Raw genomic sequence first — 24,953 nt, 5'->3', positions numbered from 1 at the left:
CGGTTTGCTCTCTACGAACGCGAGATTGCTCTTCCCGTACGCGAACTTGCCGCTCCTGCACGCGAGACCGCCCGCCGTGTACGCGAGGTTGGCGTTGGGGTACCTGGGGTCGTGAGTGGTACGGCCGGTTCTAACCGGCCTAAACACTCACGAGCCCTTAGCCGCGTAGGTAGGTCAGCACGGCTAGGACGCGGTGGTGGCCTTCGGCGCGGGAGAGGTCGAGCTTGGTGAAGATCGCGTTGATGTACTTCGCGACCGCTGCTTGGCTTACGCAGAGGCATTCGGCGATCGCCGCGTTCGCGCGGCCCTCGGCCATCAACGCGAGCACCTCCCGCTCACGGGCGGTGAGGCGGGCGAGTGGCTGGTCCTTTTGCTCGCGCCGCAGCAACTGCCGGACGACTTCGGGGTCGATGATCGTCCCGCCCGCCGCGATGCGCTCGACGGCGTCGACGAACTCCCGCACCGCGCCCACGCGGTCCTTGAGCAGGTACCCCAGGCCGCCCGCGCGACCACGCCCGTCCGCTTCGAGCAGTTCGAAGGCGTAGGTCGTCGCGACGTATTGGGTCAGCACGAGCACCGCGAGGTCGGGGTGGCGGGCGCGCAGGTTCACGGCCGCGCGGAGGCCTTCGTCGGTGAAGTCCGGGGGCATGCGGACGTCCGTGACCATGATGTCGGGCTTGATCTCGTCGACCACTTCGGTCAGTTCCTCGGCATCGCCGACGGCCGCGACTACCTGGTGGCCGAAGCGTTCGAGTAAGGCCACGAGGCCTTCGCGCAGGAGGACGGCGTCCTCGGCGATGGCTATGCGCAGGCCCATGGCAACTCCACTCGCAGTTCGGTCGGTCCGCCCGGCGGGCTGGACAGGGTCAGCCTTCCGCCGACGACCGCCACCCGGTCGGCGAGGCCCTGCAGGCCGGTGCCGTTGACGGGGTCCGCGCCGCCGTCGCCGTCGTCCGCGATCGTCACCACCGCCACGCCGTCGGCGAAGCGCCCGGTGACGTCCGCGCGAGCGGCTCGGCTGTGCTTGACGACGTTGGCCAACGCCTCGCTGACGGCGAAGTACGCCACCGCCTCGACCGCGGACGGGGCACGCGGGAGGTCGAGGTGGACTTCGACGGGTATCGGGCAGCGGTCGGCTATCTCGGCGACGGCCGCTTCGACGCCTCGGTCGGTCAGGACTTGGGGATGGATGCCGCGGATGAGCTCGCGCAACTCGGCGAGCACGCATTCGGCTTCGGCTCGGGCTTTCGAGACCAGCCGGGGGCCTTCGCCGCCCAGGCCCGCGAGGTCGAGTTCCGCGATGCCGAGTGTCATGGTGAGCGCGACGAGACGTTGCTGCGCGCCGTCGTGCAGGTCGCGCTCGATGCGCTTGCGTTCGGCTTCGAAGGCGTCGACCAGGCGGGTGCGGGACCGGGTCAGCTCCGCGACGCGGTCGGCGAGCGCGGCGTCCGGCCGGGTCAGCAGCCGCCGGGCGAACGCCGCCTGCGTGCGGGCGACCAGGCTGATCAGGTAGGCGGCGACCGGCAGCAGCGCGATCCCGACCAGCACGACGATCGGACTGGGCACCGGGCCGTCGTCGAGGTTGACGATCGAACCGAGGTCGAGCACGAACTCGAGCAAGGGTGACAGCGGCACGATCAGCACGCTCAGCGCGACGATGACGACCAAGAAGTCGAGCACCGCGATAACGACCGTGAACGCGACCGCGTACCCGAGTTCACGCCACAGCCGGTTCTTGCCGAGTGGCGCCCGCGACGGCGAGCGCCGGTCGATGACCTTCAGCCGCCGCCGCTCGATGGCCGCCAGCGGTGCCGCGAGCAGGACGTTCACCATCACGATCAGCACCAGCCCGGTGAGATAGCCGATCGGCGTGTTCGTCTTGAGCACCCATTTGACCAGCGCGAGCATCGGCAGCGCGCCGACCGCGCCCGCGCCGAGGTACCACAACGACCGCCATGGCCTGGTGGAACCGAGACAGCGCAACACGGTCACGCGAGCACTGCCTCCGGGAACCGGCGGAACACCGGGCTCACCGTGGTGCCGAGCGCGACCAGCCCCAGCGCGCCGGCGCACACGAGCACCCCGGTGGTCGTGCCGGCCGAAGCGAGGAACCCGCCGAGCAACGGGCCGAGCGCACCGGCGCCACCGGAACAGAAACCGGCGATGCTGCTCAACCGCCCGCGCAGCGCGTCAGGGGTCGTGACCAGCTGGTAGGTCATCACGGTCGTGTTGGCGACGGGCACCAGGAACATCGCCGCGCCCAGCAGCACCCCGAGCATGATCCCCGGTGGCACGAACGCCATCGCGACGATCAGCGTCGTGGCGACCCAGCCGAACCCGATCAGGATCACCGGCGCGGTCAGCAGGCCGCGCAGCCGGTCCGCGAATATCCCGCCGAGAAGTCCGCCCGCGCCCAGGCACGCCATGGTCAGGCCGATCTCGCCTGGCCCCACTTTCTCCTCACCGGACACTGCCAAGATGATAATGATCAACGCGCTGAAAACGAGATTGACGAAGATCATCCACACCAATGTCGTACGGATCAGCCGCTGCCCGAGCACCCACCGGAACCCCTCGGCGATGTCACCGCCGACGCTTCGGTCCTCGGCAGGCACGGCAGGCCGATGCGGCAGGCGCAGGAAACACAGCGCGACGAACGACCCGCCGAGCATCACCGCGTCGGCGGCGAACGGGTTGACGTGGTGGACGGTGAACAGCAGCCCGGCCGCTGCCGGGCCGAGCAGTGTCGCGATGAACGGCCGCGCGGTATTGCGCGCGACCGCCTGCTCCAGCTGCTCGGGCGGCACCACCTGCGGCAGCGCGGCGTGCTCCGCCGGATCGAACACCGAGCCGAGGAACCCTTCGAGCACCGCGACCGCCAGCACCAGCTGGAACGACGCCGCGTCCATCAGCACGGCGATGGTCAGCGCGGTCATCACGGCGGCCCGGATTCCCTGGCACACCACCATGACCTTCTTGCGGTCCCACCGGTCGGCGATCACCCCGGCAGGCACGATCGCCGCCATGTGCGCGGCCATGAGCACCGAAGACACGAGCCCGAGCTGCAACGGCGACCCGGCCATCGCGATGATCAGCAACGGGAACGCGACCTGGGTGATCTCGGTGGCCAGCTCCGAAAACAGCTGGCTGCTCCAGAGGATGTTGTAGCCGCGGTTGCGCGAAAGGGGGATCACACCCGCCTCCGCGCCAAGCGCCCGGTGACCTGCAACAGTTCGCCGGACAGGAAGCGGCCGCCGTAAGCGGTGCCGGAGTTGTCGCGTATCTGGAAGGTCAGATCCTCGAAGCACGTGAGCGGCACGCCGCCCATGAACAACTGCCCATCCGAAACGTCGATGACGAATTCGGCATCGCCATTAACGTAGACGCCCGCGCGGTCGAGTGGTGCCGGAACCGGGACGCGTTCGGATGTCGGTGGCGCGAAATCGAGTTCGGCGAGGATGTCGACCCACAATGCCGGTGCGGTACCGGCATTGGCGGTCAATGCGATCGCGACGTCGTCGGAAAACCGCAAATGCGCGGACGTGCCGTCGCCGGTTCCGTCGTGTCCCCAGAATGAGCCGAGACGAGCCCAGCCGAGGCCCCAGCCGTCGGCCATGCCGAACGGCCCGATTTCGACAGCGTCGAGCTGTTCGTCGCACATCTCGGCATTGATGTCGTTTTCTAGGAACTTCACTAGATTCGCCGCACTGAGCGAGAGGCCGCCGTTCGGCGCCTCCAGCGACGACATGATCTGCTCAACCGGGATCCGCCCGCTGTGCCCGCTGACCGTGGGATCCTCGACCGCGACTTCGAGGATCGCTTCGAGCGCCTCGGCCCAGTCCATCCCGATGACCTCTTCCGCGAGATGCCCGGCGAGGACGTAGCCGACATTCGAGTAGGAGAACACCGTGCCCGGCGTGAAATCCGGCTGGCGCCTGTACTTCGCCGCCCAGCGAGACCGTGAGCCGTCCTCGTCCACATTGGACTCCAGGCCGCTGGTGTGGCTGAGCAGCTGCCGCAGCGTCACCGGAAGCCTGGCCAGTGGTTCGTCGAGGTCGAGATCCTCGTCGGCGACCAGCGTCATCGCCAGCGCGGCCGTGAACGGCTTGGTCAGGGACCCGAGGGGGAACCGCGACTCGGCGGTGACCGCGCGGCCCGAACCGAGCCGCTCCTCCCCCGCGGCCAGCGAGAGGGTCTCGCCGCCGCGCCGGACCACGAGTTGCGCGCCCGGCACGCCGTGTTTGGCGAGCAGTGCGGTGAAGGTCTCGGCGTCCATCAGCGTCCCGTCACGTAGTCGGCCATGGCCCGCAGCGCGTCCCGGAAGTCGGCGGCGACCCGCTCGACCGTCTCGGCGGCGTGCACGTTTTCCGAGTAGTACCAGGTGAATTCCAGCCTCCCGCCGACCGCGGCACCGACGACCTCGAGCAGGTGCGCGACGCGTTCGTCCGGACTCTGCTCACGGCCGAGCGGTCCCGTTTCGGCGGCCTCGCCGACCTGCCCGTGGTAGTTGAACACCACCTCCGAGCGCCGCTCGGGCAGCGACCCGAGGTAGCGCAGCGCGCCATAGCCGAGCCCGTTGCCGGGCACCGCGCGCACCTGCCGGCGCACGGCCTTGACCAGCGACGGCCAGTCCTTGGCCGCGGCAGGAAGCACGACAGGGTAGAGCGTCGTGAACCAGCCCGCGGTGCGCGACAGGTCGATGTCGTCGAAGATCTCCTCGCGCCCATGGCCTTCGAGGTCGATCGAGACCTGCTCGTGGCCAGTCCACTTGCCCAGCGCCGACGCGAGCCCGGCGAGCAGGACGTCGTTGACCCGCGTCCGGAACTTCCCGGCGGCCTGGTGCAGCAGGACTTCGGTGTCCCCTTCGGACAGCGTGACCTTGACCGTTCGCGTGGACGCCACGACGTTCGGGCCGGTGCCGTCGACCGGCAGCAGTCCCGTTTCGGGCAGCGAGGTCCAGTGCGAGACCTCGTCGTCGAAACCGCCGTCGGCCACGTGCTGGGCGAGCCGCTCGGCCCATGCCTTGAACGACGAGGTCTTCGGCGCCAGCTTCTCGCCCTTGAGCAGCAGCTCCAGGTCTTCGAGCAGGATGCGCCACGAGACGCCGTCGACCACCAGGTGGTGCGCGGTCAGGAACAGCTGCTTGCGCGTGCCGAGGTCGAACAGCAGCGCACGCAGCAACGGCCCGTGCTCCAAGTCCAAAGTGGAGTCTGCCTCGACAGCCAGCTCGTTCATCGCGACGTACTGGTCGTCCGACTCGGCCAGGTCGTGTTGCGCCAAAGCGATCGGCTCGACCGGTCCATAGTGCTGACGCCAGCCCTCGCCGTCACGGACGAACCGCATCCGCAGCGCGTCGTGATGCTCGACGAGCGCCGAAAGCGCGGCCTGCACATCGCCGGAGGAGGCGGTGACGTCGATGAGCATCGACTGGGTCAGGTGATGCGGCGCGACCGGGTCGTTGTCGAGGAAGTCGCGCTGGATCGGGATCAGCGGCACCGGTCCTTCGATCGGGCCCTGCTCCGAGGCCGTGTCGACGGTGGGCACGACGACCGTGGCGAGCTGCGCGATCGTCTGGTTGAGGAACAGGTCTTTCGAGGTCATCGCCAGTCCGGCCTGCCGGATCTTGGAGACCACCTGGATGCTCAGGATCGAGTCTCCGCCGAGGTCGAAGAAGTTGTCCTCGACCCCGACCCGCTCCAGCCCGAGCACGTCCGCCCAGACGCCCGCGAGCGTCGCCTCGGTGTCCGACCGCGGCGCGATGTAACCGTCGTCCGGTTCGGCGTCGGCTTCCGGTGCCGGGAGCGCGTTCCGGTCGACCTTGCCGCTTGACGTCACCGGGAACTCGTCCAGCACCACGAAAGCCGAGGGCACCATGTAGTTCGGCAGTGACTGCCGCGCGAAGTCGCGCAGGTCCGACACGGCCGGGGCATCACCGGTCACGTACGCGACGATGCGCGGCACACCGGTCGGCCCGGTGCGGACGACAGCTGTCGCCTGCGCGACACCGGGATGCGCGGCGAGCACGACCTCGATCTCGCCCAGTTCGATCCGGTAGCCGCGCACCTTGACCTGGTCGTCGACCCGGCCGAGATACTCGATCGCGCCGTCGGCCGCCCACCGCGCGAGGTCACCGGTCCGGTACATCCGGCCGGGCCCGAAGGGGTCGGCGACGAACCGTTCGGCCGTCAGTGCGGACCGGTTCAAGTACCCCCTCGCCAGCTGGACGCCAGCGAAGTAAAGGTCACCGGGCACGCCGACCGGCACCGGACGCAGCCAGCGGTCGAGCACGTAGACCTGGGTGTTCCAGACCGGCTTGCCGATGAGCGGCCGTTCGCTCGCCCCGACCTGGCAGTACAGGGTGTCCACAGTGCACTCGGTCGGGCCGTAGAAGTTGTAGCCGGTGCTGCCGGACGCGCGCAGGTCGCGCCAGAGCTGCTCGCCCGCGGCCTCGCCGCCGAGCATGACCACCTTCGGGTTGTGCTTCGGCGAGTTCACCAGGCCGGCCGGGACCAGTTGCTCGGCATAGGACGGGGTGAGGTCGAGCAGGTCGATCCGGTGCTCCTCGACGTACGCGACCAGCGCTTCGGGGTCACGCCTGGTGAGGTCGTCGATGACGTGCAGCTCGTGGCCGTCGACCATCGCCAGCACGCCTTCGAGCGAGGTGTCGAACGAGAACGCCGCGGTCAGCGCGACGCGGAACCGTTCGCCCGCGCTCTCCGGCCGGAAGAAGTCCCTGGTGTGGTTGAAGAACAGGTTCGTCAGGCCGCGATGCGGGAGTACGACGCCCTTGGGCTTCCCGGTCGACCCGGACGTGTAGATCACGTAGGCCGGGTTCTCCGGATGGGGCCGGACACCCGGGTTCGTGACCGGACCACCGGTCGGCAACCGCTCGTCGAGCACCAGCGCGGGTGCCGCGTCGCGGATCATGTAGTCGAGCCGCTCGTCGGGCAGGTCGGGGTCCAGCGGCAGGTACGCGGCGCCGGCCTTGAGCACGCCGAACATCGCGATGACCGTGGTCAGCGACCTCGACGAGGTCAGGCCGACCACCTGCTCCGGGCCGACATCACGCGAGATCAGGTGATGGGCGACCTGGTTGGCACGGGCGTTCAGCTCGGCGAAGGTCAGCGATTTCCCGTCGCACACGACCGCGGTCGCGTCCGGGGTCGCCTCGGCCTGCTGCTCGAACAACTCGGCCAAGCTGGTCCGCGGGACCTCGTGCTCGGGGCCGTGCCACTGGGGCAGGTCCACTGTGGACAGTTCCCGCAACCTGGTGTCCGGCGAGGCCACGACCGCGGTGAGCAGTGTCTTCAGGTGCTCGGTCATCCGCGAGATGGTGCTCTCGTCGAACAACGCGGTGCTGTAGCCGATCGCGAGCAGCAGTTCACCTTGGCGCTCGAAGAAGTCGAACGTGAGGTCATGACTGACGTCGCCACTGACGAGCGGCAGCTCTTCAGCGTCCAGACCGGGCATGGCGAGACCGCTGGACTGGCTGGTCTCCAGCCCGACCATGACCTCGACCAATGCGTTGCGGCTCGGGTCGCGTTCGGGCTTGAGCACCTCGACCAGCCGCTCGAACGGGACCTCTTCGTGGGTGAACGCCTCCAGCGCGGTGTCACGCACCTGGCCGAGCAGCCCACCGAACGACACCGACTCGTCCACTGTGGACCGCAGGATCACCGTGTTGACGAAGAACCCGATCAAGCCTTCCAGCTCGGCGCGGTTGCGACCCGAGGTCGCGGTACCGACAGTGATGTCCTGCTGACCCGAGTACCGGGCGAGCAGCAACTGCACGGCCGCGGTCAGCACCATGAACAGCGTCGCGTCTTGCTTACGCGCCAACGCCTTCAGCGCCCCAGCCAGCTCCGGCGAGAACTCGATCATCCGCATCTCACCGGCCGCCTCGCGGACGGCGGGACGCGGCCGGTCGATCGGCAGCTCGAGCGGGACGAGGCCGTCGAGACGGCCACGCCAATACTCGAGGTGCTCGTCGAGCGCGAGGTGTTCACGCTGCCAGACCGCGTAGTCCGCGTACTGGACCGGAAGCGGCGGCAGGTCGGCTTTTGTGCCGTTCAGCGCGGCCGCGTAGCAAGCGCTCAGCTCGTTCGCGAGAATGCCCATCGACCAGCCGTCGGTGGCGATGTGGTGCATGACCAGCGCGAGCACGTGCTCGTCCGCCCCGGTCTCGAACAACGTGGCACGGAAGACACCCTCGTGCAGGTCGAACGGCCGCGAGACCTCAGCCTGCAGATCTCCGTCGCTCACCACGAGGTCCACCGCGGCGGGCCGGATCACCTGCACACCGAGCCCGTCGACCGTGCCGAAGGTGGTCCGCAGGGGTTCGTGACGCTCCACGAGCTGGGCCAGCGCCGAGCGCAGCGCGTTGACGTCGAGCTTGCCCTTGAGCTTGAGCGCGAACGTCGTGTTGTACTCGGTGCTGTCCGGCTCGAACTCACTGAGGAACCACAGTCGCTGCTGCGCGAACGACAGTGGCAACGGCCCGTCCCGGTCGACCCGCACGAGCGTGGTGTCCGCAGTGGACGGTTCGACGACCTCGGCCAGACCGGCGACGGTCGGCGTGTCGAACAGCTGCCGGGGTGACGGCGCCGCGCCAAGGCGAGACCGGACACGCGAGATCACCTGGATGCTCAGGATCGAGTCGCCGCCGAGGTCGAAGAAGTTGTCGTGCATGCCGACCCGCTCGGCCTTGAGCACCTCGGCCCAGATCTCGGCGAGCACGGTTTCGGTCGCGTTGCGCGGCGCGACATAAGGTTCACCGGTCTCGATCACACCGTCCGGGACGGGCAGCGCGCGCCGGTTGACCGTCCCGCTCGGACTCAGCGGCAACGCGTCCAGCACCACGAAGGCCGACGGCACGGCGTGGACCGGCAGGTTATCTGCCGCGAACGCACGCAGGTCCCGCACCTCCGGCGCTTGACCGCTCGGCACGATGTAGCCGACGAGTCGTGCGGGCCCATCGTCCTTGCGCGCGGCGACGGCGACTTCGGCGACACCAGGATGCCGGGCGAGCACCGACTCGACGTCACCGAGCTCGACGCGGAAGCCGCGGATCTTGACCTGGTCGTCGGCACGGCCAAGGCATTCGAGGTTCCCGTCGGCGCGCCAGCGCACCAGGTCACCGGTCCGGTAGAGCCTGCCGGGCCCGAACGGGTTATCCAGGAACCGCTCGGCGCTCAGCTCGGGCCGGTTCCAGTAGCCGCGTGCGATGCCGTCGCCGCCGATGTAGCACTCCCCCGCGACCCCGACCGGCACCGGACGCATGGTCGCGTCGAGCACGTAGATGCTGGTGTTGCGGAACGGTTTCCCGACCGGCACATAAGCCGCGTCGCCGAGTGGTTCGGCGCCGACCTGGAACACCGTCGAGTCCACCGTGGTCTCGGTGGCGCCATAGGCGTTGACCAGCACGGTGTCCTGGCCGACGGCGTCGAGGATCTTCAGCGCGTCGGCGGCGGGCCAGCCTTCGGAACCGACCATGAGGACCTTGAGCGTGTCCAAACCGCCCTCGGCCGCCAGCGCCTTGGCCAGCGTGGGAACGGTGACCATCAGGTCGGCCCGGCTGGAGCGGATCAGGGCGAGCAGTGCGGGCGGGTCGGCGACCAGCTCGGTCGGGCAGACGATCATCGCGCCGCCGAACATCGCCGACAGCACGAAGTCACCGAAGAACAGGTCCACCGACAGGCTCGACACCGACAGCGCACGCGGCTTCAGCGGGGTGAGGCCGTAACGCTCGTCCCACGCCCGCATCATGTGGCAGAGGTGGCGGTGTTCGACCATCACGCCCTTGGGCTTGCCGGTCGACCCCGATGTGTAGACGACGTACGCGAGATCTGAGGTCGTGACCTCGGTCTTCGGCGCGGTGGCCGGGTGGTCGAACTCGGTGTCGACGTCCACGAGCACCGCACCGGACACCCGGTCCGCCAGGTGCTGCTGCGTGATCACGACCGGCGCGGCCGCGTCTTCGAGCATCGTGGTCAGCATCTTCGGCGGGTAGTCGGGGTCGAGCGGAACGAACGCGCTGCCCGACTTCAACACGGCCAGCAGCGCGACGATCGCTTCGACACCGCGTTCGACGCAGACGCCGATCAGCACATCCGGCCCGGCACCGAGTTCGACCAGGCGATGGGCGAGCCGGTTCGCGCGAACGTCCAGTTCGGCGAACGTCAGCGCTTTTTCACCGCGGCTGACCGCGACCGCGTCGGGGTTCACCGCGGCCTGCTCGGCGAACAGCTCGTGGATCAGCCGGGCAGACGGGAATTCGGCGGCGGTGTCGTTCCATTCGAGCAGCAGCCGATCACGCTCGGGCGCGGTCAGCAGCTCCAGCTCGCCGAGTGAGACGTCGTCCGCGATCGAGACGAGCAGCGTCTCCAGGTGCCCCATCATCCGGTCCACAGTGGACTCGTCGAACAACTCGGGGTCGTAGCCCAGCAGCAACTGCAACTCCTCCGCCGCGAAGGCGGACAGCGTGAGCGCGTAGTTCGTGTGCTCGTCGCCGGAGTAGTCGCTCACGCTCAGCCCATAGCGGGCGGCCGCGTCGTCGTCATACGGGTAGTTCTCGAAGACGACGATGCTGTCGAACAACGTCGTCCCACGCGGGACATCGCTGAAGCCCTGGATCTGGGCCAGCGAAAGGTATTCGTACTGCCGCGACTCGACCTGCGTGTCCTGCAGGCTTCGCAGCCACGGGATCACGGCGTCGCCGGTGGGGACATCGACGCGGACCGGGACCATGTTGATGAACAGGCCGACGATCGACTCCGAGCCGGGCAGGTCGGCCGGCCGCCCGGAAACGGTCGAGCCGAAGCAGACGTCGCGTTCGCCGGTGTAGCGCGACAGCAGGATCGCCCACGCGCCCTGTACCAGTGTGTTCATCGTGAGCCGGGCCTTGCGGGCCCGCTCGAACAGCCGCTGCGACTGCTCCGGCGAAATCGTCAGGCGGACATCGCGGGACGACCGGCTGCGGTGGGCCTTGACCGAGGACCGGTCGAACGGCAGCGGGGTGGGTGCCGCGAACCCGGACATCAGGCCACGCCAGTAGGACTCGGCGGCGTCCTGATCCTGCTCGGCGAGCCAGGCCACGTAGTCGCGATAGGGCCGCCTGATCACCGGAGACAACGTGCGGTCGCCGGAGAGGATCGCGTGCTCGGTGAACACGTCGGTCAGTACCTGTGCGAAGCTCCAGCCGTCCGCGAGCAGGTGATGCGCGGTCCAGAACAGCTGGACGCGGTCGTTCGTCAGACGAACCATCGTCATCCGCAGCAGTGGCGCGGTGGCGAGATCGAGCCGTTCCCCTGTCCGGTTCGCCCACAATTCGGCCAGCGCCTCGGCCTGGTCGGGCCGGTCGCGCCAGTCGAGGTGCGTGATCGGCAGCCGGACACCCGAACGCACGACCTGCAGCGGTTCCGGCACGTCTTCCCAGACCACGGCCGTCCGCAGCGCCGGCGTGCGGTCGAGTACGCGCTGCCAGGCCTCGGCCAGCAGTGCCGGGTCCGTGACACCGTCCAGCACGGCGCCGAAATGTCCCGCGTAGACGTCGGTGCCCGACTCGGCCAGCGAGTGGAACAGCATGCCACTCTGCATCGGGGTGAGCGGGTAGACGTCCTCAATGGACTTGCCGAGCCGGTCGACTCCAGCCTGGTCGAGCTTGGCCAGCGGGAAGTCCGACGGTGTGCAGCCGCCTGCTTCGGGCCGCGCGCAGTACTCGACGATCTCTTCGAGCGCCGCGATGAGCCGCTCGGCCAGACCGGCGATCGTGTCCTCGTGGTGTACCTCGGCCGAGTAAGCCCAGCGGAACTCCAGCTGCCCGTCGAGCACGACGCTGTTGATCTCGATCAGGTGTTGCCTGGCCTGGTGCGGCACCCGCTCGGCGCCGCCGGGATCAGGGCAGCGGCCGGTGTAGAGCGCGCCGTCGATCGAGTTGTCCATCCGCCCGAGGTAGTTGAACGCGACCTGCGGCCGCGGGCCCTCGATGCCGAGGTAGCCGTAGCCGATCCCGTGCCGGGGCACGGCGCGCAGCTGTTCCTTGACGGACTTGAGGACGTCACCCCAGTCACCGCGCGGCAGCGTGAGCGCACACGGGTACATCGTGGTGAACCAGCCGACCGTGCGGGACAGGTCGACGTCGTCGAACAGCTCCTCACGGCCGTGGCCCTCGAGTTCGACGAGCGCGGTCTCCCCGCCTGCCCACTCGGTCAGCACGCGCGCGAGCGCGCTGAGGAGCACGTCGTTGACCTGCGTGCGGTAGACCTCGGGCACCTTGCGCAGCACCGCGTCCGCGTCCATCCGCGTGGTCACGGTCCGCATGGAGCCGACGGTGTTGGCTCCGGTGCCGTCCACCGGCAAGTCCACAGTGGACGGCACCGACGTCCAGTAGGCGCGTTCCTCCTCGAAGTCGTGGGTCGTGATCCGGTGTGCCCAGTCGCGGAACGAGGTCGTCTTCGGGCCGAGGTCGATACGGTGGCCGCGGCTCGCCTGCTGATACGCCTGGTCCAGGTCACCGAGCAGGATCCGCCACGACACACCGTCGACGACCAGGTGGTGCACCACGAGGTACAGCCGCTTCCCGCCGAACAAGAGCGCCCGGATCAGCGGCCCCCTGTCCAGCTGGAACCCTTGCTGCGCTTGGAGAATCGCGTCCTCATCGAAGTTGGTCAGCAATTCGATCGGCTCGGGTGCCGCGTTGTACTGCTTGCCGTCCTCGACACGCAGGCGAAGCGCGTCGTGGTGCTCGTACAGGGCGTTCAACGCCTTGCCGAGCGCGGCTTCGTCCACGTCGTCGATCAGTTCCAGGTAGACAGACTGGTGGAATCGGTCGACGCTGTCGGCCAGGTGGTCGAAGAACCAGTGCTGGATGGCCGTCAGCGGGACGTCGCCGGTGACCGGCCGCTGGTCGACGGCCGTGGCGACCTCGGCGAGGGCTTCGGTCGCGAGTTCGGCGACGGTCTGGCGCAGGAACATCTGCTTGGGCGTCAGCTTCAGCCCTGCCGTCCGCGCGCGGGCCACCACCTGGAGACCGAGGATCGAGTCGCCGCCGAGGTCGAAGAAGTTGTCGTGCACACCGACCCGGTCCACCCCGAGCAGCTCCGACCACACCTCGGTCAGGATCTTCTCGTTGAGCGTGCGCGGTTCGACGTACCCGTCCACCTCGCGCACACCGGTCGGCTCCGGCAGCGCGCGGCGGTCGATCTTGCCGTTGACCGTCAGCGGCAGCTTGTCGAGCAGCACGAACGCGGCGGGCACCATGTGCTCCGGCAGCCGGTCGCGCAGGTATCCGCGCAGCTCGGCCAGGTCCGGCGAGCCGACGACGTATCCGACGAGGCGGCGATCCTTGACCGCCATCGCGGCCTGGCTCACCTCGGGGTGCTGCGACAGGACGGCTTCGATCTCGCCGAGTTCGATGCGGAAGCCACGCAGTTTGACCTGGTCATCGGCACGGCCGGCGAACTCCAGCCTGCCGTCGGCGAGCCAGCGCGCCCGGTCGCCGGTGCGGTACATGCGTGATCCGGGAGGCCCGAAGGGGTCGGCCACGAACCGGGTCGCGGTCAGCCCGAGCTGATGCAGATAGCCCCTGGCCAGGCGGGTTCCGGCGAGATACAGCTCGCCGGGCACGCCGACCGGCGCGGGCCGGAGGTGATCGTCGAGCACGTAGGTGCGCACGCTTGGGATCGGGCGGCCGATCGACACGACGCCGGTCAGCGCGTCGGCCGGGGTGAGCGGATCGCTCAGCGTGGCGCAGACGGTCGACTCGGTCGGGCCGTAGCCGTTGAACATGCGCCTGCCTGCCGACCAGTCCTCGGCGAGCCCCGGCGGGCACGCCTCACCGCAGACGACGAGGTTCGCGCCTGCCGGGATCGCGTGCTGGGGCAGCGCGGCGACCGCGGTCGGCGGCAGGTTCAGGTGGGTGATCCGCTGGTCGGCGATCAGCTCGACCATGGCGTCACCGGGCAGGCGCTGCTCGGCCGTCGCGAGCACGAGCGTGCCACCCGAGAGCAACGCCATCGCGATTTCCCAGAAGGCGCCGTCGAAACTGAGCGACGCGAACTGCAGTACCCGCGCGTCCGGCCCGGCGCCCATGCGCTCCCGCTGGGTCAGCACCATGTCGTGCACGCCCGTGTGACTGACGACCACAGCCTTGGGACGCCCCGTCGAGCCCGACGTATAGATGACGTACGCGGCGTTCTCCGGCTTCAGCTCGACCGGGATAAAGCGGGCTTTATCCCGCTCTGGCGTAAAGCCCGCTTTATCCCGGTCGTCGAGGACGAGGATGGGCTGGGCGTCGTCGATCATCATGCGGAGCCGGTCGGCCGGGTAGTCCGGGTCGAGCGGGAGGTATGCGGCGCCCGTCTTCTGGATCGCGAGTACGGCGACGATCATGTCTAGTGAGCGCGGGAGCGCGATGCCGACGAACCGTTCTGGCCCGGCACCCTGTTCGCGCAGGTACGCGGCGAGGTGGTCCGAGCGCTCGTCCAGCTCGGCGTAAGTGAGCGACTCGTCTTGGAACACAACGGCCTGCGCGCCCGGGTTCGCCGCGACCTGCTCGGCGAACAGTTCCGGCACCGTCTTGGTCTCCGGGCCGATGCCCTCACCCGGCCATACGCGCGTCAGTGTCTCGCGGTCGGTGAGCATGTCCAGGTCGGCGAGCTTGGCCTGCGGATTGGCGGCGATCGCGGTCAGCAGGGTGAGCAGCTGGGTCACGACGCGTTCGGCGGTGGCGTCCGTGAACAGGCTCGTGTTGTAGCGCAGGTACGCGGTGAGCCCGCCGTCCACCTCGGTGAAGTCGAACCCGAGATCGAGGCCGGAAACGACCGTCGGCGGCTCGATCTCCTCGACCCGGAGACCTGGGAGCCTCGTGGTCACCGCGGGCGTGTTCTGCAGGTTGACGATCACGTCGACCAGCGGCGGACGGCTCGGATCGCGGTCGGGACGCAACGCCTCGACCAACCGCTGGAACGGGACGTCCTCGTGGGCGGACGCGTCCAGCACGGTCTCCCTGACCGAGTCGAGCAGCTCGGTGAACGTCCTGCGCTCGTCCACTGTGGACCGCAGGACCAGCGTGTTGACGAAGAACCCGACCAGGTTCTCCAGCTCGACCCTGGTCCGGCCGGAGGTGGCTGTGCCGACGGCGATATCGGCCTGCCCGGAGTAGCGGGACAGCAGCACCTGCGCGGCGGCGACCAGCGTCATGAACAACGTCGCGCCGCGCTGGCCGCCCGCCGCCTTGAGTCGCGAGACGACCCGTTCCGGCACCTCGAACACGCGTGCCGCGCCGATCGGGTTCCGCACTGCCGGGCGCGGCAGATCGGTCGGCAACTCCAGCGGGGACAACCCGTCGAGCCGGTCCTTCCAGTACGTCAGATCGACGTCCTGCTCCCGTTGCCAGGAAGCGAAATCGGCGTATCGCAGCGGGATCGGCGCTAGCAGGCCGCCGCTGTAAAGCGTGTTCAGCTCATCGACGAGCACGCCCATGGACCAGCCGTCGGTGACGATGTGATGCATCGCCAGCACAAGCACATGCTCGTCGGGACCGAGCCGCAGCAGCTTCGCACGGAACACGCCCGACCGAAGATCGAACGGTGTCTGCACCTCGGCGAGCAACTCGGCCGCGAGGTCTGCCGTTTCGGTGACCGGGAGGTCCACTTCGGACGGTTCGTGGATGAACTGGACGCCTTGGCCGTCGATCGCGTCGAACGTGGTGCGCAGCGAGGCGTGCCGCGCCACGAGCCGGTTGACCGCCAGCTTCAGCGCCTCGACATCAAGGTTGCCGGTGAGCCGGAGCACGCGCGGAACCAAGTACTCGATGCTGTCGGGATCCAGCTCGTACATGAACCAGAGTCGTTGCTGCGCCGAGGAAAGCGGCAGCGGCCCGTTGCCGTCGACCGGGGTGATCTCGTCGTCGATCTCCTCCGGAGCCTCGCCGGCCAGCCGGGCGAGCAGCTGCTCCCGCAGATGCTCGGGTATCGCGGCCATCCGGTCGTCGATGCTCATCGAGCGTCCCCAATCGTGGCGAGAATGCGGTCTTGCACGGTCATGGCCAGTTCGCCGATGGTCGGCGCGTCGAACAGCTCCCGGGGCGAGACCTCGACGCCGAACGCCCGCCGGACCCGGGAGACGAGCCGGAGCGCGGTGATCGAGTCGCCGCCGAGCGCGAAGAAGCTGTCGTGCACGCCGATCCGGTCGAGCTGGAGCAGTTCGGCCCAGATGCGGCCGATGGCCTTCTCGGTCGGGTTACGCGGCGCGACGAACTCCGCGGTCGCCTGGACCTTCGGCTCCGGCAGCGCCTTCCGGTCGACCTTTCCGTTGCTGTTCAACGGAATCTGGTCGAGCTGGACGAACACGGACGGGATCATGTATTCGGGCAGTACACCGCTCAGATCCGGTGCCTCGCCGACGATGTACGCGGCCAGGTACTTGCGGCCGTTGTCCTCGCGGGCGACCACGACACCTTGCTGTTCGCGCAACGCGGCTTCGATCTCGCCGAGTTCGATGCGGAACCCGCGGATCTTGACCTGACCGTCCACGCGGCCGATGAACTCAAGCTGCCCGTCGGCCGTCCAGCGCACGATGTCACCCGTGCGGTAGAGCCTGCCGCCGGTCCCGAACGGATCGGCGACGAACCGCTCGGCTGTCAGCGCGAGCCTGCCGAGGTACCCACGCGCGAGCCCTTCACCAGCGAGGTACAACTCCCCCGGCACGCCAGGCGGCACCGGATTGAGACGGGCGTCGAGGACGTGAGCCCTGATGTTGTCCACTGGCCGTCCGATGGGCGCGGTCGTGCCGCCCAGCCGTCCCATCGCTGCGAACGTCGTGGCCTCGGTCGGACCATAGCCGTTCGTGACCGTCGTGTCAGGACAGTGCTTGATGACCCGATCGACCGCGGCGACCGAAACCACGTCGCCACCGGCGATCACCTCGCGCAGCCCCGCGAAGCAGTCGGGCGCCTCCTCGGCGAAGTGTGCGAACAGGGCCGCCGTGATGAACGTCGAGGTGACGTCATGCTCGGCCACCAGCCGCCGCAGCGTCGCGGCGTCCAGCTCGCGCGGAGCGACGATCACCTGGCCGCCGGTCAGCAACGGCACCCAGATCTCGTAGGTGGCGGCGTCGAAGGCGTGCGACGAGTGGAACAGCACCCGTTGCGGCTCCCGCCAGCGGCGGTCGGCCCCGAGCGTCACGATGTTGCGGTGGCTGATCGCCACGCCCTTGGGCGTTCCGGTCGAGCCGGATGTGAACATGACGTACGCCAGGCGGTCCGGATCGACCGCGAGGTCGAGGTTTTCGGCCGTGTCCTGCCCGACCATGATCTGCGGGAGTCCGGTCGCTTCCGCTTGGCGCGCCAGGTCCCGGTCGGTGAGGATGGCGACCGCGTCGACGTCCTGGGCGATCCAGCGCAGCCGGTCCGGCGGGTAGCCGGTGTGCAGCGGCACGTAGACGGCACCTGCCTTGAGCACGCCGAGCATGGCGATCACGACGTCCGCCGACCTGCCCAGCAGCAAGGCCACCCGTGCTTCGGCGGTCACACCATGTTCGATCAGGTCGCGCGCGACGGCGTTGGCTCGCCCGTTCACCTCGGCGTAGGTGAGATCGTCCACGGCGAGCGCGTCGGGCGCGGCGAGCGCATGCCGCTCGAACAACCCGTGGACCGAGCACTCCGGGTACTCCGCCGTGGTGTCGTTCCACTCCGCGAAAGCGGCCCGGTCGGCGTCCGTCAGCATCGGGATCGCGCCGATCCTGCGGTCGGCGTCGTCGGCGATGCCGGTCAGCAGCGCGACCAGGTTCTCGCCGAGCCGCTCCAAGGTCGCCGCGTCGAACAGCGCCGGATCGAAACGGAACACAAAGGACAGTCGTTCGCCGGGATACGCGACGACGTTGAGCGGATAGCCGTTGATCTCCTTGGCGCTGACCTCACGCACATGAGCCGCGGAGGTCACCCGCTCGATCGGATAGTTCTCGAACACCACGATGCTGTCGAACAGCTGCGCGCCAGTGCTCCAGGCCTGGATCTGCGGGAGCGAGACGGACTCGAAGGCCCGTGACTGCGCCTGGGCGTCCTGCAACGCGAGCAGCCACGGCACGACTTCCCGGTCCGCATCGACGTCCGCACGTACCGGCAGGGTGTTGATGAAGATGCCGACGATGTCCTCGGCGCCGGTCAGCTCGGTCGGCCTGCCGGACACGGTCGCGCCGAAGCAGACGTCAGTTTCACCGGCGTACCGGGAAAGTGTCATCGCCCAGGCGCCCTGGACCAGCGTGTTCATCGTGAACTTGTGCGTGCGCGCCAGCTCGGACAGGCGCCGCGTGACGGTTTCCGGCACCTCGACGGTGACCCCGCCGGTCGAGCGCGGCCGGTAGGTCGCGGCGGGCAGCCGGTCGAACGGGAGTTTCGTCGGCGCCGAGAACCCGGCGAGCGCGGAGCGCCAGTGCGCTTCGGCGACGGTCTGGTCCTGAGCGGCCAGCCATTCGACGTAGTCGCGGAACGGGCGCCGCGCCGGTCCTGCCGGAAGCCCGGAGTAGGCCGCGCAGACGTCGCCGAGCAGGCGGTGCCCACTCCAGCCGTCGAGCAGGATGTGATGCGTGGTCCAGATCATCCGGACTTCGGTGTCCGACAACCGGATCAGCGCGACGCGCATCAGCGGCCGATCGGTCGCCTTCAGACCCCGCGCCCACTCGCGCTCCAGGACACCTTCGGCCGATTCGTGGTGCGTGATCGGCACGCGGACCTCGCGGCGGACCAGCTGCAACGGCTCGTCGACGCCTTCGGTGACGAGTTCCGTGCGGAGCACCGGGGTCCGGTCGACGACCCGCTGCCAGGCCGCGCCCAGCGCCACCGGGTCGGTGACGCCCGCGACCACGACGTCGAACTGGGCGACGTAGGCGTTCGAGTCCGGCGCCATCATCGAGTCGTAGAGGATGCCGCTCTGCATCGGCGTGAGCGGGTAGATGTCCTCGATCGCGCGGCCGTCGCCGACCAGGCGATCCACTGTGGACTGATCGAGCCCGGCGAGCGGGAAGTCGGACGGTGTCCGCCCGCCCGCGCCCGGCCGCAGGCAGTGCTCGACCAGAGCCGCGACCTGGGCGGCGAACTCGGTCGCCAGCCGTTCGACCGTGGCGGCATCGTGCAGGTTCGCCGAGTAGCTCCAGGTGAAATCGAGCCGTCCGTCCTTGACCAGGCCGACGATCTCCAATGCGTGCACCCTGACCTCGGCGGGGTCCTGCGCCAGCTCGATCGCGGTGTCCAGCTGCCCGAGGTAGTTGAAGCTCACCTGCGGGCGCGGGCCGTCGGCGAGCGCGCCGAGGTAGCGCAGCGCGCCGTGGCCGATGCCCTTGCGCGGGATGGCACGCAGCTGTTCCTTGACCGACTTCAGGAGTTCGCCGTGTCCGCCGCGTTCGTCGGTGAGCGCGACAGGGAAGTAGCTGGTGAACCAGCCGACCGTCCGGCCGAGGTCGACGTCGCCGAAGAGTTCTTCGCGGCCGTGACCCTCCATCCCGAGCAGCACGCGATCGCCGCCGGTCCATTCCGCAAGCACGCGCGTGAGCGCGGCGAGGAGGACGTCGTTGATCTCTGTGCGGTAGACGTCCGGCACGTCACGCAGGAGCGAGCGGGTGGTTTCGGCGTCCAGCCCGGCGGTGGTGGTGCGTGCGCTGGCGACGGTGTTCGCGCCGTCCTTGTCCTGTGGCAGCGCCGGTCCGTCTTCGATCGCGGTCCAGTGCGCGAGTTCGTCGTCGAAGCCGCCGTTCTTGACGTGCTCGGTCAGCCTCAACGCCCATTCGCGGAACGAGGTGCTCTTCGGGCCGAGGTCGACCGGCTTGCCCGCGCGGACCTGGTCGTACGCGGTGCGCAGGTCTTCGAGCAGCACCCGCCACGAGACGCCGTCGACCACGAGGTGGTGAATGCTCAGCCGCAGGTTCTCGCCAACGACTTCGGTCTTGACGAGCGGCTCGTCGAGGAAGCGGCCCGACGCGGTTTCGTGGTTGTACTGCGACCAGACGCCCTGCTCGTGCGTGTAGTGCATCCGGAGCGCGTCGTGGTGCTCGATCAGCGCGTCGATGGCCTTCCGCAGCGCGGTCTGGTCCTCCGGCAGGTCGATGACGACGTACTGGTCGAAGACCTCGGGCACGGTGAACCGGTCGAACAGGAAGTGCTGGATCGGCGTGAGCGGGACCTCGCCCGACACGCGGCCGGTCCGGTCGACGGCCTGTTCGGCGACGACATGCGGTGCGAGGCCCGCGATCGTCTGCCAGCGGAAGAGGTCTTTCGACGTCATCCGCAGGCCTGCGCGCTGTGCCTTGGATACGACCTGGATGGCGAGGATCGAGTCGCCGCCGAGCCCGAAGAAGTTGTCCTCGATACCGACGCGGTCAACCCCGACCGCATCCGCCCAAATTCGGCAGAGCTGTTCCTGCACAGCACCGACTGGCGCGAGATAGCCGTCGGCGGATTCCGGACGCGGATCGGGCAGCGCGCGCTGGTCGACCTTGCCATTCGCGGTCAACGGGAATTCCGTCACCGTGACAAAAGCGGCCGGGATCATGTACTCGGGCAGCGAGCGGCTCAGATACTCCTTCAGGTCCGGAATGGACTCCCCCGCGGGGATCACATACGCGACAAGGTGTTTACGCTCATCGTCCCCCCGGACCACGACCACTGCTTCGGCGATCCCGGGGTGTGTGCGCAGCGCGGTCTCGACCTCGCCGAGTTCGATGCGGAACCCGCGAATCTTGACCTGGTCGTCGGCGCGGCCGAGATACACCAGCTCGCCGCCGGGCGTCCAGCGGGCGAGATCGCCTGTGCGGTAGAGGCGGCCGTCGCCGAACGGGTTGGCCACGAACCGTTCGGCGGTCAACGCGGGCCTGCCGAAGTATCCGCGCGCGATCCCGGTTCCGGCGAGATACAGCTCGCCCGGCACACCGGGCGGGACCGGTTCGAGGTAGCCGTCGAGCACGAAAGCCTGCGTGTTGTCCATCGGCGTCCCGATCGCGTCGGCCGCCGGATGGGAGGTGACGGCGACGGTCGCTTCCGTCGGACCGTAGGAGTTGGTGACCGTCGTGCCGGGGCAGTGCTGCCGGACGCGGTCGAACGCGGCCACGGAAGCCGCTTCGCCGCCGGTCACGATCTCCTTGAGGCCGGTGAAGCAAGCGGGGTCGATGTCCGCGAAGAGGTTGAACACGGCTGTCGGCACCACGAGACAGGTCACGCCATGCGTGGTGATCTGGGCGGACAGCAGCTCTGGCGTGACTTCTTCTTCCGGCGCGATCACGGTCCGGCCGCCGTTCAGCAGCGGCACCCACAGCTCGATGGCGGACGGGTCGAACGAGTACGGGATGTGGGCCAGTACCCGCTCGTGCGCGGCACCGCGCCATCGCCGGTCCGTGGTGAGCGCGACCAGGTTGTGGTGGGTGACGCCGACGCCCTTGGGCGTGCCCGTCGAGCCCGAGGTGTAGATGACGTTCGCCAGCTGTTCGGCGTGGATCTCGTGACCGGGGTTTTCGGCCGGCTGCGCGGGCTCGTCCTCCACGACGACCAGCGGCGACCCGATCGACCGCGCCTTGGCCAGCATGGTCCGGTCGGTCACGAGGAGGGTCGCGCCCACCTCGTCGAGCACGAACCGTGCCCGTTCCGCCGGGTAGCTCGCGTGCAGCGGAACGTAGGCCCCGCCCGCTTTCATGATGCCGAGCATGGCCACGACGCTGTTCGCCGACCGGCTCAGCAGGACCGGCACACGTGATTCGGCACCGACGCCGCGGGACCTGAGCAGGTGCGCGAGACGGTTCGCGCGGACGTTGAGTTCGGTGAAGGTGAGGGTTTCCGCTTCCGAGACCACGGCGATCGCGCCGGGTGTGCTGCGGACGCGTGCCTCGAACGTGCTCACGACCGTGCCGCCGGGGTCGGCGGTCGCGGTGTCGTTCCACCGCGCGAGGAGCGCGCGTTCCCCGGCCGCCGCCATGGGCAGCTCGGCCATCGGCCGGTCCTCGGCGTCGAGCAGGCCGGTCAGCAGCACCTCGAGGCGCTCGCACATCCGCTCGATGGTCACGGTGTCGAAGAGATCGGTGTTGTAGCTGACGATCGCGTCGATTCCGCCGTCGTGCTCGGTGAACTCGATCGAGAGGTCGCAGACCGCGGACACGCGCGCCGGTTCGAAGCGCTCGCTGACGGCGCCGTCGAAGTCGAGCGAACGCACGAGTCCGGTCTGCAGGCCGACCATGGCCTGCACGAGCGGGGTGCGGCTGGCGTCGCGGTCCTCGCAGAGTTCGTCGACGAGCCGTTCGAACGGCACGTCCTGGTGGGTGAACGCCTCGAGCACAGTCTCCTTGACCTGGGCGAGCAGATCGGCGAAGGACTCGCGTCCCTCCACAGTGGACCGGATGGCGATCGTGTTGATGAAGCAGCCGACGAGCCGTTCCAGCTCGGGCCGGACCCGGCCGGACACGATCGAGCCGAGCGCGACGTCCCGCTGGCCGGAGTGCCTGGCGAACAGCAGCTGGCAGGCGGCGACGAGGGTCATGAAGAGCGTGGCGCCGTGCTTCGCGCTCAGCTCGTTCAGCCGCTTGGTGGTCTCCACGGAGAGACTGAAGCGGTGGTCGCGGCCGACCGAGGTCATCACGGCAGGGCGGGGACGATCAGTCGGGAGCTGCAGCGGGGCGAGGCCGTCGAGCTTCTCGCGCCAGTAGCGCAGATGCGGTTCCAGAGCGGTTTCGGTGAGACGGCCGCGTTGCCAGGAGGCGTAGTCGGCGTACTGCATCGGCAGCGCGGGCAGCTTCTTCCGGTTGTAGAGCGCGCTGAGGTCCTCGGCGAGCAGGCCGATGGACCAGCCGTCCACCGCGATGTGATGCAGGCCGAACAGCAGGAGGTGCTCGTTTTCGCCGCGCAGCACGAGGAAACGCACGACCTGGCCGTTACGGATGTCGAAGGGAACGGTCACCTCGGCGCGCACCTGCGCTTCGAGGTCGTCGAGGTCCTTAATGGACAGATCGGGCGCACCGGCCGGGTGGATCACCTGGACCGGCTCGTCGTCGACGAGCGTGACCGTGGTCCGCAGTGACTCGTGGCGCGCGAGCAGCTCGCGGCAGGCGATACGGAGCCTGTCGATGTCGAGGTCGCCGGTGATCCGGAATCCGAAGTGGACGTTGTACTCGACGGCGGCCGGGTCGAACTCGTGGAAGAACCAGAACCGCCTTTGTGAAGCCGAAAGCGGCAGCTTCCCGGTGCGGGCGACGACCGGGATCTCGGCCTCTTCACCGCTGGCGGAGGTGTCGACCTTCGCCGCGAGGTCGGCGACGGTCCTGGTGTCGAACAGCACCCGGGTCGGCAGCTTCACACCCAGGGCCGCACGCATCCGCGGCACCACCCGGAACGCGAGCAGCGAGTTGCCGCCGAGTTCGAAGAAGTCCTTCTCGACGTCGATGTCCTCGATGCCGAGCACGTCGGCCCAGATGTCGGCGATAACCTGCTCTGTGGCGGTCCGCGGTGCGCTGACCAGCGCTTCTTGCGGCTGCGCGGGGTCGGGCAGTGCGTCGCGGTCGAGCTTGCCGCTCGGTGCGAGGGGCAACTCGGTCAGCGTCACGAAGGCGCTGGGGATCATGTGCTCCGGCAGGGTCGGCGCCAGGAACTCACGCAGGTCCGGCAGCTCCGCTGCGGGCACGATGTAGGCGACGAGCCGCTTGTCCTCGTCGCCGCGAGCGACGACGGCGACGTGGTCGACGGCCGGGTGCTTCGCCAGCGCGGCTTCGATCTCGCCAGGTTCGATGCGGTAGCCGCGAATCTTGACCTGGTCGTCGGATCGGCCCAGGTAGTGCAGGTTCCCGGTGTTGTCCCAGCGGACGACGTCGCCGGTGCGGTACATCCGCTCGCCCGCACGGAACGGGTCCGCGACGAACCGCTCGGCCGTCAGCGCGGGCCGGTCGTGATAGCCGCGGGCCAGTCCGGCGCCTGCGACGTACAACTCCCCCGGCTCGTCGCCGCGGACCGGCTGGAGCCGCTCGTCCAGCACGTAGGAACGGGCATCCCGCATCGAGCCGCCGATCGCGACCGCGCCGGCCACGAGGTCCTGACCAGGTTCGATACGGAACGCCACACACCCGACCGTGGCCTCGGTCGGCCCGTATTCATTGATGACGGTCGCGCCCGGATGGCGCGCGCGCCATCGAGCCACGACGTCACCCGGCAAAGCCTCACCGCCGACGACGAGCTCGGCGCTCGGCGAGTACTCATCAGGCAGGCCGAGCAACAGCGGCAGGTGACTTGGAGTCGCTTTGACGAATGTCGGCCGCCAACCGGGGCTCGTGTCGTCGAGGTCGCCGACCACGATGCAGCCGCCGACGACCAGCGGCCCCCAGACAGTGGTCACGGTCAGGTCGAACGCGACCGAACCGTGCAGCAGCGCGGTTCCCGCGAGGCCCGGGTAGTCCTGCTCGCAGCAGGCGAGGTAGCTCGCGAGCTGGCGGTGTTCGATCTGAACACCCTTGGGGCGCCCGGTCGAACCGGAGGTGTAGATGACGTACGCCAGGTGTTCCGGCCTGGGCTTGACCGGGATAAAGCGGGCTTCATCCCGGTCGTCTTCCAGGTACACCAGCGAATCCGCGACGACCGGCAGCCGGTCGGCCAGGTGCCGTTGCGTCACCACCGTGGCGACGCGGGCGTCGGCCAGCATGAATCCCAGGCGGTCCGCCGGGTGCGCCGGGTCGAGCGGCAAGTACGCGCCGCCCGCCTTCACGATCCCGAGCAGGCCGACCACCAGGTCGATCCCGCGCTCGGCGCAGATGCCGACGAGCACATCCGGCCCGACCCCGCGCCCGGCGAGGTGCCCCGCGAGCCGGGTGGCGCGAGCGTCCAGCTCGGCATAGGTCACCGAGTCCGTGGCGGACTTGACGGCCGTCGCGTCCGGGACGCGGCGGACCTGCTCGTCGAACGACTCCAGCAGAAACCTGAGATTCACGCTGACCCCTAG

The 24,953-nt window shown here is 68.9% G+C and carries 6 protein-coding genes; all 6 read right to left on the bottom strand.

Features of this window, described 5'->3' with window-relative positions; genetic code table 11:
• Positions 1–157: 157 nt before the first annotated feature.
• Genes ACFV15_RS17605 through ACFV15_RS17580 form a run of 6 tightly spaced genes read right to left on the bottom strand, consistent with a single transcriptional unit; the run spans position 158 to position 24,941 of the window.
• Positions 158–811, bottom strand: coding sequence for a response regulator (locus ACFV15_RS17605; protein ID WP_378351553.1), 654 nt, complete (start codon positions 809–811; stop codon positions 158–160).
• The gene (locus ACFV15_RS17600; RefSeq protein ID WP_378351513.1) at positions 802–1,992 is read right to left on the bottom strand and encodes a histidine kinase; all 1,191 of its coding nucleotides are present in this window, start codon (positions 1,990–1,992) and stop codon (positions 802–804) included. Before ACFV15_RS17600 ends, ACFV15_RS17605 begins: the two co-directional genes overlap by 10 nt.
• Positions 1,989–3,194, bottom strand: a complete 1,206-nt coding sequence (locus ACFV15_RS17595; protein ID WP_378351512.1) for an MFS transporter — start codon at positions 3,192–3,194, stop codon at positions 1,989–1,991. The genes ACFV15_RS17600 and ACFV15_RS17595 overlap by 4 nt, the downstream gene beginning before the upstream one ends.
• Positions 3,191–4,276 (bottom strand): serine hydrolase domain-containing protein, encoded by a 1,086-nt coding sequence (locus ACFV15_RS17590; protein ID WP_378351511.1) that lies wholly within the window; start codon positions 4,274–4,276, stop codon positions 3,191–3,193. The genes ACFV15_RS17595 and ACFV15_RS17590 overlap by 4 nt, the downstream gene beginning before the upstream one ends.
• Positions 4,276–15,999, bottom strand: a complete 11,724-nt coding sequence (locus tag ACFV15_RS17585) for an amino acid adenylation domain-containing protein (protein WP_378351510.1) — start codon at positions 15,997–15,999, stop codon at positions 4,276–4,278. Before ACFV15_RS17585 ends, ACFV15_RS17590 begins: the two co-directional genes overlap by 1 nt.
• A complete protein-coding gene (locus ACFV15_RS17580) occupies positions 15,996–24,941 on the bottom strand; it encodes an amino acid adenylation domain-containing protein (RefSeq protein ID WP_378351509.1) in 8,946 nt (2,981 codons plus the stop codon). Before ACFV15_RS17580 ends, ACFV15_RS17585 begins: the two co-directional genes overlap by 4 nt.
• Between the last annotated feature and the right edge of the window lie 12 nt (positions 24,942–24,953).

Origin of the sequence: Amycolatopsis sp. NPDC059657 (assembly GCF_042734395.1) — a bacterium.
Lineage (GTDB): Bacteria > Actinomycetota > Actinomycetes > Mycobacteriales > Pseudonocardiaceae > Amycolatopsis.
The sequence above is the reverse complement of the archived record's forward strand: the minus strand, read 5'-3'. Positions and strand labels throughout refer to the sequence as shown.

Coding starts and splice junctions, on each gene's coding strand:
- ACFV15_RS17590 (WP_378351511.1), bottom strand. CDS start 4,276: ATGGACGCCGAGACCTTCACCGCACTGCTCGCCAAACACGGCGTGCCG.
- ACFV15_RS17585 (WP_378351510.1), bottom strand. CDS start 15,999: ATGAGCATCGACGACCGGATGGCCGCGATACCCGAGCATCTGCGGGAG.